Source organism: Paenibacillus tyrphae, assembly GCF_000722545.1.
In the GTDB taxonomy this organism is placed as follows: Bacteria; Bacillota; Bacilli; order Paenibacillales; family NBRC-103111; genus Paenibacillus_G; species Paenibacillus_G tyrfis.
In genome coordinates this window covers 85075-101874 of the sequence record NZ_JNVM01000015.1, presented here as the reverse complement: position 1 = coordinate 101874, position 16800 = coordinate 85075, and the positions used below count along the sequence as shown (strand labels likewise).

Annotated in this window: 16 protein-coding genes; 6 read left to right on the top strand and 10 right to left on the bottom strand. The window is 55.3% G+C overall.

The annotated features are described in order from the left end of the window. Positions 1-22 precede the first annotated feature (22 nt). Entirely contained in the window at positions 23-2263 is a 2241-nt protein-coding gene (locus tag ET33_RS36490; RefSeq protein ID WP_051775430.1) for a PAS domain-containing sensor histidine kinase, read from the top strand. A 66-nt stretch (positions 2264-2329) separates the two neighbouring features. On the opposite strand, the gene ET33_RS18580 is transcribed toward ET33_RS36490, so the two are convergent. The 3 genes from ET33_RS18580 to ET33_RS18570 all read right to left on the bottom strand — a co-directional run bounded on the left by ET33_RS18580 (position 2330) and on the right by ET33_RS18570 (position 4662). Beyond that, positions 2330-3061 (bottom strand): nucleotidyltransferase domain-containing protein, encoded by a 732-nt coding sequence (locus ET33_RS18580; protein WP_036684973.1) that lies wholly within the window; start codon positions 3059-3061, stop codon positions 2330-2332. Between the two features lie 85 nt (positions 3062-3146). After that, a complete protein-coding gene (locus ET33_RS18575) occupies positions 3147-3869 on the bottom strand; it encodes a class I SAM-dependent methyltransferase (RefSeq protein ID WP_036684972.1) in 723 nt (240 codons plus the stop codon). Positions 3870-3975: 106 nt separating this feature from the next. Further along, positions 3976-4662 (bottom strand): polysaccharide deacetylase family protein, encoded by a 687-nt coding sequence (locus ET33_RS18570; protein ID WP_081890377.1) that lies wholly within the window; start codon positions 4660-4662, stop codon positions 3976-3978. 202 nt (positions 4663-4864) lie between these two features. On the opposite strand from ET33_RS18570, the gene ET33_RS18565 reads away from it, so the two are divergent. From ET33_RS18565 to ET33_RS39280, 5 genes are all read left to right on the top strand, one after another. Beyond that, positions 4865-5995 carry a hypothetical protein gene (locus tag ET33_RS18565; RefSeq protein WP_051775429.1) on the top strand — a complete coding sequence of 377 codons (1131 nt, stop codon included), beginning with the start codon at positions 4865-4867 and terminating at the stop codon, positions 5993-5995. 133 nt (positions 5996-6128) lie between these two features. Beyond that, positions 6129-7703: a spore germination protein gene (locus tag ET33_RS18560; protein WP_036684968.1), complete on the top strand. Its 1575-nt coding sequence runs from the start codon at positions 6129-6131 to the stop codon at positions 7701-7703. Positions 7704-7743: 40 nt separating this feature from the next. Then, the gene (locus ET33_RS18555; RefSeq protein ID WP_051775428.1) at positions 7744-8850 is read left to right on the top strand and encodes a GerAB/ArcD/ProY family transporter; all 1107 of its coding nucleotides are present in this window, start codon (positions 7744-7746) and stop codon (positions 8848-8850) included. Continuing rightward, positions 8843-10051, top strand: coding sequence for a Ger(x)C family spore germination protein (locus tag ET33_RS18550; RefSeq protein WP_081890376.1), 1209 nt, complete (start codon positions 8843-8845; stop codon positions 10049-10051). Before ET33_RS18555 ends, ET33_RS18550 begins: the two co-directional genes overlap by 8 nt. Positions 10052-10062: 11 nt before the next feature. Further along, a complete protein-coding gene (locus ET33_RS39280; RefSeq protein ID WP_167336437.1) occupies positions 10063-10221 on the top strand; it encodes a hypothetical protein in 159 nt (52 codons plus the stop codon). 149 nt (positions 10222-10370) lie between these two features. Here the strand turns inward: ET33_RS39280 and ET33_RS18545 are convergent, their stop codons facing one another. The 7 genes from ET33_RS18545 to ET33_RS18520 form a co-directional block, all read right to left on the bottom strand. Then, positions 10371-11096, bottom strand: coding sequence for a hypothetical protein (locus ET33_RS18545; protein ID WP_152570668.1), 726 nt, complete (start codon positions 11094-11096; stop codon positions 10371-10373). 269 nt (positions 11097-11365) lie between these two features. After that, entirely contained in the window at positions 11366-11497 is a 132-nt protein-coding gene (locus ET33_RS40280) for a hypothetical protein (protein ID WP_268808326.1), read from the bottom strand. Between the two features lie 318 nt (positions 11498-11815). Next, positions 11816-12634 carry a Cof-type HAD-IIB family hydrolase gene (locus ET33_RS18540; RefSeq protein WP_036684964.1) on the bottom strand — a complete coding sequence of 273 codons (819 nt, stop codon included), beginning with the start codon at positions 12632-12634 and terminating at the stop codon, positions 11816-11818. Positions 12635-12694: 60 nt separating this feature from the next. Next, positions 12695-13792, bottom strand: coding sequence for a GerAB/ArcD/ProY family transporter (locus tag ET33_RS18535; protein WP_036684962.1), 1098 nt, complete (start codon positions 13790-13792; stop codon positions 12695-12697). A gap of 21 nt (positions 13793-13813) precedes the next feature. Beyond that, positions 13814-14035 carry a hypothetical protein gene (locus ET33_RS18530; RefSeq protein WP_152570667.1) on the bottom strand — a complete coding sequence of 74 codons (222 nt, stop codon included), beginning with the start codon at positions 14033-14035 and terminating at the stop codon, positions 13814-13816. Between the two features lie 6 nt (positions 14036-14041). Then, on the bottom strand, positions 14042-15223 hold the full coding sequence (locus ET33_RS18525) for a Ger(x)C family spore germination protein (protein WP_051775427.1): 1182 nt from the start codon (positions 15221-15223) through the stop codon (positions 14042-14044). Between the two features lie 5 nt (positions 15224-15228). After that, on the bottom strand, positions 15229-16674 hold the full coding sequence (locus ET33_RS18520; protein ID WP_235206753.1) for a spore germination protein: 1446 nt from the start codon (positions 16672-16674) through the stop codon (positions 15229-15231). Positions 16675-16800: the final 126 nt, after the last annotated feature.

Here is a 16800-nt window from a genome sequence, read left to right as displayed (position 1 = left end):
AGGCTCGAAACAGGAGGCACGCATGAACTTTGACGTGGACTTGGACCTCACTTCACATGCTCTTTTTTACCGAACCTTTCAGTATAGTCCAAATGCGATAGCTCTCGTTTCTGTCGGCGGCCGCTGTCTTGCGGCCAATCCGGCGCTGTGCCGGCTCTTGGATGAGACGGAGTCGAGTTTGAAAGAGCGTGCGATAGCCCAGCTTTGCCATCCGGACGATGGCGCCGATTGGGCCGAATTTTGGCAGGAATTGACGCATAATGTCCAGGATGAGAGTCCTCGCGAAATATCGATTCGCTTTCTTCAGCGGGAAGGGGACGCCGTACCGGTTTGGGTCAGCGTGACACGCTTCTCGTACGAACAAAGTGAAGCGCTTACTTGCTATATTGCACATATCGCGGCTTGCGATCCCGGCCGCTGGCAGCTATACGAACAGCGGTACCGTTCGTTGTTTGACGATCATCCCGATCCGATGTTTGTGTTGGATTTGGACGGTTATTACATGGATGTGAATCCTGCGTTCGAGAAGCTTGCAGGCTATACGCGGGAGGAAATCGCACGGATGCGGCTTCATTACCGCACGATGATCGACGCTTCGGAGCACGGCAAGGTTCGCGATTGCTTGGCGTTGGGGGCGCAAGGGGCACCCCAGCGTTTTGACATTGTCGGGATCGACCGATGGGGGCAGTACCTGAACCTGGATGTGACCATCATTCCTTTTCTCGAGAACGGTCGGATTACGGCACTGCAGGGCATCGGCAAAAACGTTACCGAACAAAAAAAGCTTTGGGAGCATTTGTGCGAAAGCCAAAGGCAGTACGAGCTGATATCGTCCCACAGTCAGGACATTATTACGCTTTGTGCGCCGGACGGCAGCATCCAGTATGTTTCTCCGGCCGTGTATTCGCAGCTTGGGTACGATCCGCAGGAATTGGTCGGCGTTTTGGGACAAACGCTGGTTCATCCCGAGGATTTTAAACATGCCTTCGATTCCATCGCCACGGCTCGTTCGGACGAGAGCCGGCATATGCTCCGAAAGCGGCATAAACAGGGGTATTACATTTGGTACGAGAGCTCCCTTAAATTTATTCGGGACCAGCACGGCGAGGTTTGCAACATTGTCGCCGTGGCACGGGATATATCGGAGCGAATGCAAGCGCAGGAAAAGCTGTTCCATAGCGAAGAAAAATACAGGTCGCTGGTGGAGGAGCTGCCCGTAGCGGTATTTATCCAGCAAGCGGGCCGGTGGGTTTACGCTAACGATACGGCGGTCAAGCTGCTTGAGGCATCTGCTCCGGAGGAACTGCTCGGCCGGTCGGTTTACGATTTTCTTCACCCTGACTATCACGCGATCGTGCTCAACCGAATTCGCATGATGGAGGGCGGCCAATCTCTGGCTCCCATGAAGCAAAAGCTCATGACGGTCGGCGGCCGGCCGATCGATGTGGAAGTGTTCTCGTTTCCGACCTGGTTCGAAGGGCGGTTCGCGACCCGGGTGATGGTAAGGGATATTACCGATGCCGAGAAAGCGCGGGAGCTGCTGGAGCATTCCGAAAAGCTGTCGCTTGTAGGCCAACTCGCCGCAGGTATCGCACACGAGATCCGCAATCCGCTGACGGCGATCAAAGGCTTCATTCAATTGCTCAAATCGAATGCTTCGGACAAGCCGTATTATTACGATATCATCGCCTCCGAAATCAACCGGATCGAGGAAATCATCGGCGAGATGCTGGTGCTGTCCAAACCGAAAGAGGCGCAAATTCGTCCGCAGGACATCCGCCCTCTGATCGGCCATGTCGCTACGCTAATCGACGCGCAGGCGATTATGAACAATATCGAGGTCATTACCGAATATGAGGAGGACTTGCCTCTTCTGGAGTGCGACGAGAACCAGCTTAAGCAAGTGTTTATCAACCTGTTGAAAAATGCGGTCGAAGCGATGCCGAATGGGGGAAAGCTGACCCTGCAAGTGGCTGCGGAAGCCGGGGGGAGGCAGATCGCCGTAAGGGTCATCGATCAAGGCTGCGGCATCCCGGCGGAGAAGCTGGCAAGCATCGGCCAGCCTTTCTACACGACCAAGGAGCAGGGGACCGGGCTTGGCATGATGGTGAGCATGAAAATTATTGAGAATCATGACGGTACGATGTCGATTGCCAGCGAGGAGGGGCAGGGAACGAAGATCGAAATCCGTTTGCCGGTCAAGGCTCGTCTCAAGGAGAGCCCGGCGTATGAAAATCATCATCCACCAAGAGCCGGGCATTAACAAAGGAAACGCAAACAAAGTGCTTCCGTGCCGCAGACTATGCGAACGAAGCACTTTGTTTTTGCGTTACGGTCCGGTTTCTTCTTCGCCCGGATCATCGCCTTCGGCATATCCTTCAACAAGAAAGCCTCCGAACGGCTCCAGCAGCTTTTGCACAAAGGCGGAAAGGGGCTCGGTGCGATCCAGCCGGTAGTAGGCTTCAAGCGCTTCGTACAGCTCTTCCGCCAGGGCCGGGTCCGACTGCTTGAGGCTGCGCTGCAGCCACTTCCCGTCTCCGATCCAGAAGCCGCCGGTCCGCAGTGCGAATTCGGCGAGCATCCCCGCGAGCTTTGCCGTTATGAACAAGCCTTCGGCTCGCGAGGCGGTGCATTCCAGATCCGTCAGCGTCTCACCGATTTCATACCGCGACCGGTCCAGCTCTTGGATGGACCAGGCCGGGGGACCGGCATCCAGATCGTGTCTGGCTTCCTTGATGATGGCCGCGACGTGCTCGTGACCGTGGAGCACGATACCTTCCGAGCACATCCGCAGCAGAGAGGGAATGGCCGATTCCACGGCCTGGTCGAAAAAGTAGCGGTACGTATCCCTGTTCAATACGAACGCTTCGATGATCCATCCGAAAGCCCGGTACGTTTTTCGGAATGGCCCAAATTGGGAATCGTCGAATAGAACGAGGTCCAGGTCCGACCCTGGCGTCGCGCCGCCCTGGACGATACTTCCGGCCAGAATGGCCGCTTCGCTTTGCGGAAACCGCATATTCACAAACCGCTGTGCGGCTTCGAGGCCCGACAGGCTCATGGTAGACATCACGCTCGATTTAATTAAGATAGTTCAACATATGCTTAAGCCGGCCTGATGTTGCTTCTTTTCGCCATGACTCTCGTCATTTTCGGGCAATGAACAGGGCGTGCTCCAAGTAATCGTGGTTTGCCGCAATCAGATCGTCGTGCGCAAGCGACGTTTGCCAGACGGATGCATTGAGCACAGTTCCCGGGTCCATCACCTGATTCATATCGGGGTAGGCAATTTGGTCGTCCGTGACGTGTTGGACAAAGGCGGAGCGGTCGCAAACGGTGATCTCGGCAAAGCCGGACGCCTGAAGCAGCTCGATCCACTTTTGTTCCGTGAGCAGAGCGTTCAACTGAAAAAAGCCGGTGACCTCCCGGTAAGCCTCCTCCGTAATCGAGGGGGTCGCGATCACTTCCCGGTCATAAAGAGTACCGCCGGGCCGGAGTACGCGGCCGTATTCGGCCAACGCCCGCCCGATGTCGGCAAAATTCGTAACCGATTCCGCCAGCACGATGTCGAAGGCCGCGGCTTCGAACGGCAGTGCCGTGATGTCTCCTTCCACGAACCTCACGTCAAGCTGCTCGGCTTGGGCCCGGAGCTTCGCTTTGGCCAGCATCTCGGGACGAAGATCAAGCCCTGTAATGTCAAACCCTTGCTTCGCCAAATAGCAGGACGTTCTTCCCGTACCGCATCCGACCTCCAGCACGCGGCTTCCCGCGGGCAGCGGAAACCGGGAAAGCTGGGACATGGTGGCGGAGAAGCCGCCGGGATGCGCGCTTCCGACGCCCAAACGGGTCAGCATATCCAAATAGTTCACCGCACTGCTCCTTCCTCTTCCGAAAATACAGATCACTGTATTGTATGGAAAGGGAAGGCATCCGGTTATGGATGGATGTCCGGGGTGCGCCACTTTTTTACGGAGTTCATTTGCCGTAGGTCAATAGCTCCGATACGGTAACAAAACGGAAGCCGCGCTTCTTCAGCTCGGGTAAAATTTCTTTGAGCGCATCGGCGGTCTGGCCTTTCCCTTCCACGTAATCGTGGAACAGCACGATATCCCCGTTGCGCGCATTGCCGAGAACCTTGTTGACGATTTTGTCGACTCCCGGGCTGCTCCAGTCCCTCGTATCCTGATGCCAAGACCACATCACGACCGTGTATCCTTCATTCTTCGCCATTTGGATCAGCTTCTCGTTATAGAATCCCCCGGGCGGCCGGAACAGACGGCATTTTTGCCCGGAGGCTGCATAGATGAGCTCCTCTGCGCGCTGTATATCTTGTTTCAGCTTGGCGACGGATCCGTTTCGTTTAAAATACGTATGGCTATACGTATGATTGGCCAGCTCGTGGCCTTCCTCCGCTTCGCGCTTCACCAGCTCCGGGAACCTCTCCACCTTATTGCCGACGAGGAAGAACGTTGCTTTCGCCTCGTAGAGCTTGAGAAGATCGAGAATTTGCGCGGTATCTTCCGGGTCGGGGCCGTCGTCGAACGTAAGCGCAATGACTTTTTCCGCCGTCGGCACTTCCCAGATAACTTCGCCTCGTTGTTCGTAGTAGGCCCTTCCTTTGCGGGGCGCGTCCTCCGCCGTAACGGAGGAAGTCTGAACCATAAGCAGGCCTAAGGCGGCAGCCGCCAGTGTAGCTGTAATGATCTTACGAATGACCGATCCCTCCTGAACGCAAATGTTAGATTTTAGGATGGCCTGTCCGGTGAGGATTATAACGATCTTCCGTTTCTACCTTTTTCCTTGTGTGAAAATGCCATCGAACTGGCAAGCTAATGTCATATCCTTGAAGGTACGGAGGAAACGTATGAAAAAAGGGGTTCTGATCTTGGCGGCGGCTGCGGTCTGCATCGGTCTCGGGTCGATGCCCGTCCGCGCAGGGGCGCCTGCCGCTCCGACCAAGCTCACCTTCGTCGTACAGGCTTCGCCCGAATCGGCTATGCGCAGCGAGCTGACGGTCCGATCGCCCAAGCTGCTCAAGAAACTGCTGCCGGATAAGGTACGACCTGTACAGCAGGTGCCGCTTACGGATGTGTATGCGGTGCTGGAGAAGCAAGGGGAGACGGTCCGGTATGCGATCGACGCACATGGCAACTGGTATGATACGCAGCGTAGGCAATCGCTGGAGCTGCTGCAGGTCCTTAAAGATCGGCTTCACGGATATGCCGAAGCGGTCCGCGCCGCCCACTACGGCCAATTGACTTCGTGGGAAGAAGCACGTAAGACGGTAGCCATGAAAGCGGTATGCCGGATCGTCGACTTGGAGACGGGGCTCGCCTTTCAAGCGCAGCGCCGCGCCGGCAGCAGCCATGCGGATATGCAGCCGCTGACCAAAGCGGATACTGCGGTAATGAAAGAGATCTATAAAGGCGCTTGGAGCTGGAAACGGAGAGCCGTATTGGTCGAAAAGGACGGGCGGTCGTTTGCCGCTTCAATGCACGGCATGCCGCATGGTGGCGACGGCATTCCCGGCAACGGGTTTTCAGGGCATTTTTGCGTCCATTTTCTCGGGAGCACCACCCATCGCTCAAGAACCGTGGACCCCGACCATCAATGGATGGTATACAAAGCGGCAGGACGCCTGGAGGAAGGCTTTAAGCTTGCATCGCCTTATGCCGTGACGGACAGCTTCCTGATCGCGATCAATCAACAGGACCCGCAGCTGCTAAGGTACGCTTTCGGCGATACGGCGAACTCTCAGCTGGAGCAGTATATAAGCGGCATAAGCAAGATTAAGGCTATCCGCCGAATCAATCCGTTCCGCGATCAGAATACGAGCGGTCAGCTCGGACTGGAGCTGCCCGTCGATGTGACGGTCCACGAGGTCGACCGTCGACCGAAGAAGCAGAAGCTTACCTTTCACTTGAAACGCAGTGACGAAAGTGCCAGATGGGTCATCGAACGTATCGAACCTCCTTTTTTTCCTCCAGCCAAATAAAGACGCCTCGTCTGTCGCGCACTTACCCGCGTGATACGGCGGGGCTTTTTTGTGCATAAAATGCAGGGTTTTCAGGAATAATCTGCTACATAGATAGCAGTGGTTCGGATCGATGAGGGGAGGAGGAACTGCCATGCTGCGGTTTTTGTTCCGCCAGCGGCTTCGGAAGCAGCAGATTGCCGCCGAGACTCCGCAAGAACCGGTAGCCCGTTTAACGGAATCGGTCACGCACAACGTAACCATGATCAAAGAGCTGTTGGGTTCTCCCAATGACCTGATCATCCGCGAATTCAGGATCGGGCCGCACAAGCATCTCTGCTCTTTAATTTCCATCGACGGCTTGATTAACGCCGATCTGTTGGACGAAGAGGTGCTTCGGGTGCTTTTAACTGGAAGATGGCTGGAAACCCACACGGCCCCCGCCGAAGGCAGCGCCTTGCTTGACCTGCTGCACAAAGAGATTTTATCGGTAAACAGCATCGATCGGGTGGATTCTCTGGACCAAACGATGCTCAGCGTGTTATCCGGGCTTGCGGTGCTTCTGGTGGACGGTTCGTCCGACGCGCTGCTGATCTGCAGCCAGCGTTGGCAGGAACGCCCGGTGGAGGAGCCCCAAACGGAGGCGCTTATTCGGGGGCCGAGGGACGGTTTCACGGAAAATTTACGGACCAATACGGCGTTGGTGCGCCGTCGGCTCCGTGATCCGCATCTGCGCTACATCTCCTTCCGCATCGGCCGCAGATCGAGGAAGGAGGTCATTCTTGCTTATATCGACGGCATCGCTCATCCCGATCTGGTCACGGAAGCAAAGCGGCGATTGGAAACCATCGACATGGATGAGGCGGAGGGCTCCGGCTATATCGAACAGTGGATGATGGACAGCTTTCTTACCCCGTTCCCGCTGATTCACAGCACGGAACGCCCGGATAAAACGGCTTCGGCGCTTCTGCAAGGAAAGATTGCTCTATTGGTCGACGGGTCGCCGTTTACACTGATTATGCCGGTCACCATCGGCACGATGTTTCAATCGCCGGAAGACTATTATCATCATTGGCTCATTTCTTCGTTGATGCGGCTTTTGCGGACGGTTTCCGCTTTTTTGGCGACGTTCCTTCCTGCGTTGTATATTGCGCTCGTCGAATATCATCAAGGCATGATCCCGTCCAAGCTTGCTTTTTCGATCGCGGGCTCACGCGAAGGCGTACCGTTTCCGGCCGTTGTCGAGGCGATGCTGATGGAAGTGACGCTGGAAGTGCTCCGCGAAGCGGGCATCCGGCTGCCCAAGCCCATCGGACAAACGATCGGCATCGTCGGCGGGCTTGTGATCGGGGAAGCGGCGGTAGCGGCGGGAATTGTTAGCCCGATCATGGTTATCGTCGTTGCCATTACGGCCATTTGTTCGTTTTCGCTGCCGTCTTATTCGTTTGCAATCTCGCTTCGCATGCTGCGGTTTCTGATCATGCTGGCAGCGTCCATGTTCGGCTTGTACGGGATCGTGCTCGTGTATATCATGATCAACATCCATATCGTGAACCTCAAGAGCTTTGGCGTTCCGTTTACGGCACCGTTCGCGCCGTTCTTTTGGAACGATTGGAAGGATCTGATCCTGCGCGCGCCGGTTACGGTGCTCGATAAACGGCCGCAGCTCATGCAGACGCTGGACAAGGTGCGGATGGACAAAAAGGGTGGACCGAAGGGACAGGACTAAAAAAGCAGGAAGACAACCTGACGGAAACGGAGGACTTCACGTGAGACGGTTCGAATACGGCGACGATGAGATTAACGGTACGGAGCTGCTGTTTTCCGTCGCTTCGATGATTCTCGGCCTCGGCGTATTGACGCTGCCGCGCGGCATCGCTAAGGCGGTGCCCTCGTCGGACGGCTGGATTGCCATTCTGATTGCCGGCCTGCTCAGCATGATGTTGACGTGGGTTTTGGCGAAGCTGACGATTCGTTTTCCCAAACAGCCGTTCACCGAGTTTGCGCCCCGCATTGTCGGGAGACCGCTAGCTGTCGTCTTATTCGTATTCTTCTTCATCGCGTTTGCCATGTTCTCCAGCTATGAGGTGCGGGGTGCGGCGGAGGTCGCTAAAGAGTATTTATTTACTCGTACGCCGGTCGAAGTTATCGGCCTCATTTTTTTTCTGGTTGTCATTTATGCGGCGTCCGGGCCGCGGGTTGGGATCGTACGTCTGAATTTGCTATTTCTTCCGTTCGTCATCGTCGTTTTTGTGCTGGTGCTTGTGATGAACGCCGGTTTTTTCGAATTCGAGCAGTTGAAGCCCGTAGGGATTAGCGATTGGAGGAGAATGGGGGAAGGCATCGAGAAAAGCTTGTTTTCGTTTTTAGGTTTTGAATGCGTCCTTTTTTATGCGGCTTTAATGAACCGGCCTAAGGATACGGTCAAGGCCGCCGTCATCGGCATGTCCATACCGGTTATCCTTTATACGGTTCTATTCATCGTGACGATAGGCGTCTTCTCGGCCAAGGCTACGGCGGAGCTGCAGTATCCGACGGTGGAGCTGGCCAAAGAAATCGAGGTGCCCGGGGCGATTATCGAACGGTTCGAATCGTTTTTTTTTACGATTTGGCTGATGACGATCTTTAATTCCGCCGCGATGACGCTTGATATTTGCATTTGGATCGCAGGCACGTTTTTTCGCCGGTCAAGCAAACGGACGGTAGCTTTCGCCTTGGCTCCGTTCATTTATCTGGCCGGTTATTTGCCGAAAGATTTAACGCAGCTCTCCGCCTACGGGCAGTTGTTCAGCTATGTCGATTTTTTTGCCGGTATCTTGATCCCCTCGCTGCTGCTTGTGATTGCCAAGCTTAGGGGGGTGTCAGGCAGTGCTTAAGACGCCGGTTTCCGTTCTGTTCATGCTGGTTCTCCTGGTGCTGACGGCGGGATGCTGGGATCGTGTCGAAATTGACGAACGCGGCTTTGTGATCGGTGTTGCGATTGATGTTCCAAGAACGCAACAAAAAGCTGAGCCGGAGAAGGGACCCCGAGGCAAGGCGCGCTATGCGGTAACGTACCAATTCGTCGTGCCGGGTAAGCTGCAGAGCGCCGGCGGTTCGAAAAGTACCGCCTCGGGCCAAGCTTATCTGAACCTGACGTCGGAAGGAGATGCGTTGTTCGATATCGACAAGCAGCTTGCGGGACGTTCGAGCCGCTTTCCGTATTACGAGCATTTAAAAGTGATCGCGATCTCGGACAAGGTTGCGGGCAACGATCATGAATTCGCCCGCGTGCTGGATTTTTTTCTGCGTGAGCCCGAGATGCGGCGCAGCGCCAAGGTATTCGTCACGGCGGGCGAAGCCCGGAACATCTTGAATGTCGAGCCCAGCAACGAGAAGCTGCCGGTCATGTACATCAATTCGGTATCGGAGAACAGTGTAAAGAACGCCAGTATTTTACCGGAAACCAAGCTGGGGGACATTCATGAGCATTTGCTCGGTGAACGAAGCTTTGTCGTGCAGCGGATGATGAGCGCAGAGGACAGGCACGAGGTGAAGCTCGAAGGGGCAGCGGTAATTCGGGGAAAAAACTCGCAGATGGCCGGGGCGCTTGGGCCGGAAGAGACGGAAGGCCTGAACCTGATCACCGGGAAATTTCGGACCGGAAATGTGAAAGCCGAAGTGAACAATAAGCTGGTCGTATGCGATCTCACGATGAAGAAGAGAACCATCGCCGCCGACGTTAGCGACCCACAGCACATCCGTTTTAGAATTCGTATCGAAGCGGAGGGCTCCATAGGCGAAAGCTACGCGCAGTCGCTCGATTTGCTGAAAAGAAAATCGGTGGATAGGGTAGAGCAAGCGGCGGAGCGGGAGATCGTCCGGTTGACGAAGGCGGCGATCCGCAAGCTGCAGCGCGATTTTCAGGCGGATGCAATGGGGCTCGGCGCCAACTTGCAGCAGAATCATTACAAAGTATGGAAGCAGATCGGCAATAATTGGGAAAAAGGGAAGCGCTACTTTACGCAATGCGAAATCCAAGTGGAGCCCCGTGTCATTATTCGCCGGACGGGAACGGTAGACCGTTCGAACCGATAGGAGGCGATTGCGTGATTCAACTCATAAAGGAATATACGCCGGCGGGCTCGATTTGGCTGTGCGCATTTTTGTCTTGGGCCATCCCATACACTATTTACCGGATTAACCGCAAGCTGCACGAAATAGCCGATCCGCCTTGGAAGAAGGAGGAACAGGATAAATCGAACTAGGAAAGGAAGCGCCTGGATCTTCGGCGGATTGACCGGCCAACATGTGAAAAAGCCCCTGTACACAGCACACGGGGCTTAAGAAAGTTAGAACAGTGGCTGCGTCAGCGATCGGGAATGAAGCGGAGATAGGAGAAGCGGCGGCGGTCGCCTTAGCCTGCAGGAAACGTCCGCCGCCAAGCGTGATACCTTGCACCGGAAGCTCTACCTGGTCTGAGTAGGTACCCTGCGCCCTTGAAAACCGCCTGGCCAGGTCTGGTACCCAGCGCCCGTAGCGTATCCCGGCCAGGTTTGGTACCCCGCTCCCGGAGCATATCCCGGCCAGGTTTGATACCTAGCGTCTGGAGCGTATCCCGGCCAGGTCTGATACCCCGCGCCTGGAGCGTATCCCGGCCAGGTTTGATACCTAGCGTCTGGAGCGTATCCCGGCCAGGTTTGACACCCCGCGCCTGGAGCGTATCCTGGCCAGGTTTGATACCCCGCGCCTGGAGCGTATCCCGGCCAGGTTTGATAACCCGCGCCTGGAGCGTATCCGTCAGGCCGGGATTGAGTCCCTGCACCTGGAGCGGCCCCCGGCCAAGTTTGGTACCCTGCGCCCGGAGCGGCCCCCGGCCAAGTTTGGTACCCTGCGCCCGGAGCGGCCCCCGGCCAAGTTTGGTACCCTGCGCCCGGAGCGGCCCCCGGCCAGGTTGGGTACCCCGCGCCCGGAGCACCCCCCGGCCAGGTTGGATACCCCGCGTCAGGAGCGGCCCCCGGCCAGCCTTGATATCCGCCGGCGCTAGGAATACCGCCTGGTACGCCCTGATAGCCCGTTCCCGGAGTGCCTCCATATACACCGGGGCCCCCGCGTTCGTCGGGATATCTTTCCGGATTTGCAACGTCGTCCTGCGTCTCGAATTGACTATGCGATTCGACGTAAGGAATTTCCTCATAACTCATGGAATCCTCTCCCTTTTGGCTTGGTAGGAAGCATATGTACTATGCTAATGGTCCATAGTCCTAACCAAGTATATGAGGCGGATGCCCAAACTTGACCGAAAAAATAGAAGGGCTTGTTTCTTTTTTCACAGAGAAGGTTGGCTTAATAATCTACTTCGGGCCGATCTACCCCCTATCGCTCACGTTAATGGCCTCCCCGGCATTATGTCTACCGTAGCCCGGCTGCCTGTAATCCGAGTTGCTCAGCTTCTCCATGATCCGCATCTTTTCGATATGCCGTCGAGAGCAGCCCGATCAGCACAATGCCGGTAATGCAGACGATCGTCGTATCCCGGCGCATCACCATGAATCCGATAATCAGCAAAATGAAGAGCAGATTACGCATAATGAAGTGAAATTAGAGTGACACCCAACCATCCCACCTCCACTGGACAAAAGCCTAACTCCTTTGTGCTACCAGCGTATGCAGACAGTGGAAAAGGGTGAGAACATGCTGTTGCTTCTGTCGATGAATCAAACGTCGGGGCGAGCACGCCAAAAAGACCGCTCCAGGAGCGGTCCGGCTATCACAGATGTCTGTGCAAACTTTCATAGCTTACTAAACGAGCTAGTCCGATATTACCGGGAACGTCCACCCGTCCCATTCCGGTATCAAGCCTCAGTTGCTGCTCCCTACTTCTTCGCGGCGCAGCACGAATTTCTCGACGACGTGCTTGACGCCGTCCTCATTATTGCTGAAAGTCACATAATCGGCGATTTCCTTCAAGGACTCGACGGCATTGCCCATCGCGACACCAAGCCCCGCCACCTCCAGCATTTCGCGATCGTTCCAACTGTCTCCGATACCGATGACTTGCTCGAGCCCGATGCCGAAATGCTCGGCCAGATGCGCAAGCGCATGCCCTTTGGTGCCTTCGATATGCACGATCTCCAGAAAATGCGGCTTCGATTTCGTAATATGCACCTGCCCGCCGGTCAAGCCGCGGAGCCGCTCCGCGACTCGGTCCAGCAGCTCCGGTTCGTCGATGATCAGCAGCTTCATCGAAGGCTGAGCCGCCAGCTCTCCGAAGTTCGGGTACACGGTATAAGGGATTTTCGAAAGCGCGGCGTACGCTTTTGCTTTATCGTTGTCTTCCTTGACATACAGCACGTCGTTTACGTACGTTTGCAGATGCAATCCTTCGGATTCGCAAAAATCGAAAATAAGCCGCGCCGCGTCTGCAGGCACGGTTCGTTCGTACAAGACGCGTCCGTCGATTGAATTTTTGACGAGCGACCCCTGGTATGTAATCAGCGGCACGTTCAGTTCCAGCTGACCGGCGAGCTGCTTGGCCGAGGCGTACATGCGCCCGGTAGCCAGCGTAACGATAACGCCTTCGGCCAGCGCTGCGGCCAGCGCCTGTTTGGTTCCTTCCGTGATCTGCTTCTCGTCGTTGATCAGCGTATCGTCGATGTCGATTGCAAGCATTTTGTACATGGTGCGGTCTCCACTCCCGTAAGTCAAATTGCCCTCATTATAACGTACGTCGCATATTTTTCAAGCTTTTTTATTCGTACGCTTGAACAGGGAGGCGGATTGACGAAGGATGAAGTACAAGAGCGGGATACAACAGATGGAAATAAAAAACACGCGCAGCGCGGAGGTGCCTTGGACTTGAATCATTTCCGCAGGAGCATAGGAAAGCCGCAGAGCAAAGCCCAGCATCAACGCAGCAAGGACGAACGTAAGAGGCCTGGCATCCTTCTGCCCAAGCAGATACGCGAGCGATTGAGTGGCGATATACAGCAGACCCGCCGTCTTGATCAGCAGAGTCGTCGACCAGACCGAGATGAGCACAGGATCGAGGTTTTCCAGAATCTCTCCCATTTGTACGAAGCGGAGCATGTCCATCAACGGATACCGCAGATGGCTGCCCAGCTTCGGCCCGAACAGCAGGAGGCACATGAGCCAATAAACCAGGATGGACAGAAACGCTCCCAAACCGGCCAACGCCATGGAACGGAAGGAACGGCCGTTCGTCCGGAAGCGGTGCAGGATCAGCAGCACCAGCGTCATTTCGGCAAACCAGCTCGTGCTGTAAAAGGTGGATTTCCACCATTTCGAAAAATCGAAATGCGTCAGCAGGCCGTAAGCGGCCGGATAGTTTAACTTGTTGAGCATCAAAGGAATAACAGCGAAGATGGCGACAAACACCAGCAGAAAAAAGCCGTCTGCCATGTACATAATGGCGGTCAGTCCGGATCGGGCCACGACGGCGGTGCAAAAAAAGAACAGCAGCATAACGACCCAGCCCGGCGTGTCGGTCAAGTAAACGGTACCGAAAAAATCGCTGAAGTTTTGCACGTTCAGGGCGTTCAGAAACGTGATATAGTAAACGATCCCGGCTACGAACAAGCGGTGGAGCCATTTCCCGACGATGCGTTCTCCGTAAATAAGCCACGATTCCGACTGCCCCTCGCCTACGCGAACGGCGAAATAAATCATGCCCAAGCTGATCGCATAAGCCGATGCGAGCGACAGCCAGCCTTGATAATCCGCTTTCTCCAGCAGGGATCGGATCATAAAAGCAAAGGGAGCCGAGATCAAGTAGAGCATCCAGAAACGCATCATTTGACCGGTAGTAAACGTCTTCATCGGATCTCCTCCAAGGACCGGTTATTTCAGCGAAAAGAGCGAATCCACCCACCCGAACAGCGCGTAAACGACGATTTCCGGGCGTGGAAAGTTTTTGTACACCTCGTTCATAACATTGTAGACGAGCACGCAGCCGAGAAGCAGGAAGAAGACCGCTTTCTCACGCCGGCTGCGGGTTTTCAGCGTCTTCCATTCAAACCAGCCGATTGCCATACATACTGCCGCCATTAGCCATACCGGCATGAACGATCACCGCTTTCTTTGTACCGATGTCGTCTCCGAACCGAACGATTTAATTACGACGTCCGCTTCGATATCAAAATCGACGTTCGTTTTGTAGTACGCTCTCCATTCCTTTTGAAGCTGTTCCCACTGCTTGGGCCGTTGCCATTCGACGTATGCTCCGAGCTGCAAAGCATCGGAGCCGAGCTTTTTCGTTTGAGCTAAGGCCCGCTGAAGATGGTCTGCCAAATATTGGCTGATTTGTCTTTCCGTACGATGGAGCACAGCAGGTTTGGTAATGTCTTCCTTCATCTCCGCGTTGAGCAACGTAGCTTCCCCGTAGAGCTTGATCCGAAACCGGATCGACCGCGCTTGAAAAACGGGAACAATGGAGGCCCTGGTCATGGAAAACACAACGCTTGCCGAACCTTTATCCTTGCCGTCTCCGACCGGAACCGAAAAGACGGGGGCGCGCAGCCAACTCTTGACCCAAGCCAGCATTCGCGCTTCTTCTGCGGTCACGAAGCCGATCAGCTTGCCATTGCGGAATAAGGCCGCTCCGTTCGTGCCCGCCCAAGGGCTGATCCGATTCTGCTCGCTGACCATCGGGAAGCTGCCGAACGTCAGTGCAGTGATCGCAAAATCGCGGCCGCTGTAGCTCGCATCAAGCAGATCCCGGAGATTGGTATTCAGCAGCGTATGTTGGTTGACAAACTCTCGCAGCACCTCGGAAGGCGAGCGTTCGTATACCGGTGTGAGCCGGATAATTTCCTTGGCTTTGCCTTCCGCGATCAAAATGTAAGTCCGCAAATGAAACGTCGGTTCGCGGTCCACCCATTCGAGCAGGTCGTCCAGTCCCTGTTCGGCGTAGTCGCGGCCAACCACGACGATTCGGGTAAGCCCCCACGAAATTTTACGCGTCAAGTCCGCTTGGATGCGCTGCAAGGCAAAGGGAAGCGTTTTGGCCGACTTCGTGACCGACGCATACGGCGTCCCTTTCTCGCTGCCGCCTCCGGACTGCTGCCCGGACGTTAACCGGTTCGGAAGCATAGTCGTGATGGTCAGCTCCACTTCACCCGGAACAGCGGAGCGGTCTACGAAAAAACCGGAGACGAAAGTCCGGTCGTTAATTTCGATCTTGGACCAGCAGCCGGTAAGCAGCGTGCATACGGCAGTCGAGATCATGAACGTTCGCCAAATCGGCCGCATAAGCTTCACCTTTGTTTTTTAGAGTAGCCGGCCGGGCTGTTCTTGAGCCTGGTCCATGGCGCGCGTACCATGGCGTCCTTCCACTGGCTGAAGACGAGCGGGGCAAACGGCTGCATATAAGGGACGCCCAACGAGCGGAGGGTGACGAGATGCCAGTAAATCAAAAATACCCCGATAATGACGCCGAACAGACCCAGCGCCCCGCCGAGAAGCATGATGGGAAACCGCAGCAGCCGAAACGAGAGCCCCAGCTCGAAATGCGGGATAATGAACGACGCGATGCCTGTCATCGATACGACGATAACCATGGGCGCGGAAACGATGCCCGCCTGAACGGCCGCCTGGCCGATGACGATCGCTCCGATAATGGACACCGTTTGGCCGATCGGCCTCGGAATCCGGATGCCCGCCTCGCGCAGTCCTTCAAAGGCGATTTCCATCATGAGCGCCTCTACCAGGGCGGGAAAAGGAATGTTCTCTCTGGATGCGGCGATGGTCGTCAGCAAATTGGCCGGGATCATCTCCGGATGAAACGTCGTTACCGCGACATAGGTCGATGGCAGCAAAAACGAAATGACGGTGAAAAAATACCGGATCCACCGGATCCAAGTGGCGGCAAAATAGCGCTGGAAATAGTCCTCCGCCGATTGCATCAGCGAAAAGAAAGTAACCGGTGCTACCAAAGTTAGCGGCGTACCGTCCGCAATCACGCCGATCCTTCCTTCCAGCAGCGCCGCGGCAAGCGTATCGGGCCGCTCCGTGAACTGAATCTGGGGGAAAGGCGAATAAGGCGCCGATTCCAAATGCTCGGCCAAGTAGTTTATACCAAGAATGCCGTCCAGCTTGATGCCGTTGAGCTTTTCGCGCACGTGCTCCAGCAGACCGGGCTTGAGCAAGCCTTCGATATAAACGATGCAGACGGCGGTTTGGGTATACTCTCCTACAATGTGGCGCTCAATCTTGAGCGAGGGATGCTTGATGATATGCCGCAGCAAGGATAAGTTCGCATCCAAATTCTCAATAAAAGCTTCCTGCGGGCCGACGATGACATTTTCGTTTTTCGGCTCAGTGACGGCGCGGCTTGTATATTTTTTGATCGGAACCAGACAAAGCTCGCGCCTTCCGTGAATCAGCAGCACGGCGGACCCATGCAGGAGGGCCTGAACCGCAGCCGACTCATCCTCCGTTATGGTGACCGGAGAGGACAGGAGGGAGCCTTCGCAAAGCAAGGAAAATAAACGCTCGCTTGTTACAGGCTCCGGACGAGGCTTCAGCAGGGCGAAGATTTCGGATTGCAGCACCTGATGATCTACAATCGAGGAGATGTAAATCCAAGTGCAGGAAATCGTTCCGCAGGCATGTATCGATTGAACAACCACATCGGCGCATTCGCGCAGCGCTTGCTGAATCCGGATAGAAGCTTCGGCCGAGGCATCGTTGGAAGGCTTCAAGGCGGTTTCCATCCCCTTTTACGCTTTGACATTATTTTCATCCATCCGAATGATTTCTATGCGAGATGGCAAGGGATGTCTATTTTTTCGTGTAATTAGTACTAAAGAATTAGTTCGAATTACCCG

Coding starts and splice junctions, on each gene's coding strand:
- ET33_RS36490 (WP_051775430.1), top strand. CDS start 23: ATGAACTTTGACGTGGACTTGGACCTCACTTCACATGCTCTTTTTTAC.
- ET33_RS18580 (WP_036684973.1), bottom strand. CDS start 3,061: ATGAGCCTGTCGGGCCTCGAAGCCGCACAGCGGTTTGTGAATATGCGG.
- ET33_RS18570 (WP_081890377.1), bottom strand. CDS start 4,662: ATGGTTCAGACTTCCTCCGTTACGGCGGAGGACGCGCCCCGCAAAGGA.
- ET33_RS18565 (WP_051775429.1), top strand. CDS start 4,865: ATGAAAAAAGGGGTTCTGATCTTGGCGGCGGCTGCGGTCTGCATCGGT.
- ET33_RS18560 (WP_036684968.1), top strand. CDS start 6,129: ATGCTGCGGTTTTTGTTCCGCCAGCGGCTTCGGAAGCAGCAGATTGCC.
- ET33_RS40280 (WP_268808326.1), bottom strand. CDS start 11,497: ATGCGCCGGGATACGACGATCGTCTGCATTACCGGCATTGTGCTGATC.
- ET33_RS18540 (WP_036684964.1), bottom strand. CDS start 12,634: ATGTACAAAATGCTTGCAATCGACATCGACGATACGCTGATCAACGAC.
- ET33_RS18535 (WP_036684962.1), bottom strand. CDS start 13,792: ATGAAGACGTTTACTACCGGTCAAATGATGCGTTTCTGGATGCTCTAC.
- ET33_RS18530 (WP_152570667.1), bottom strand. CDS start 14,035: ATGCCGGTATGGCTAATGGCGGCAGTATGTATGGCAATCGGCTGGTTT.
- ET33_RS18525 (WP_051775427.1), bottom strand. CDS start 15,223: ATGCGGCCGATTTGGCGAACGTTCATGATCTCGACTGCCGTATGCACG.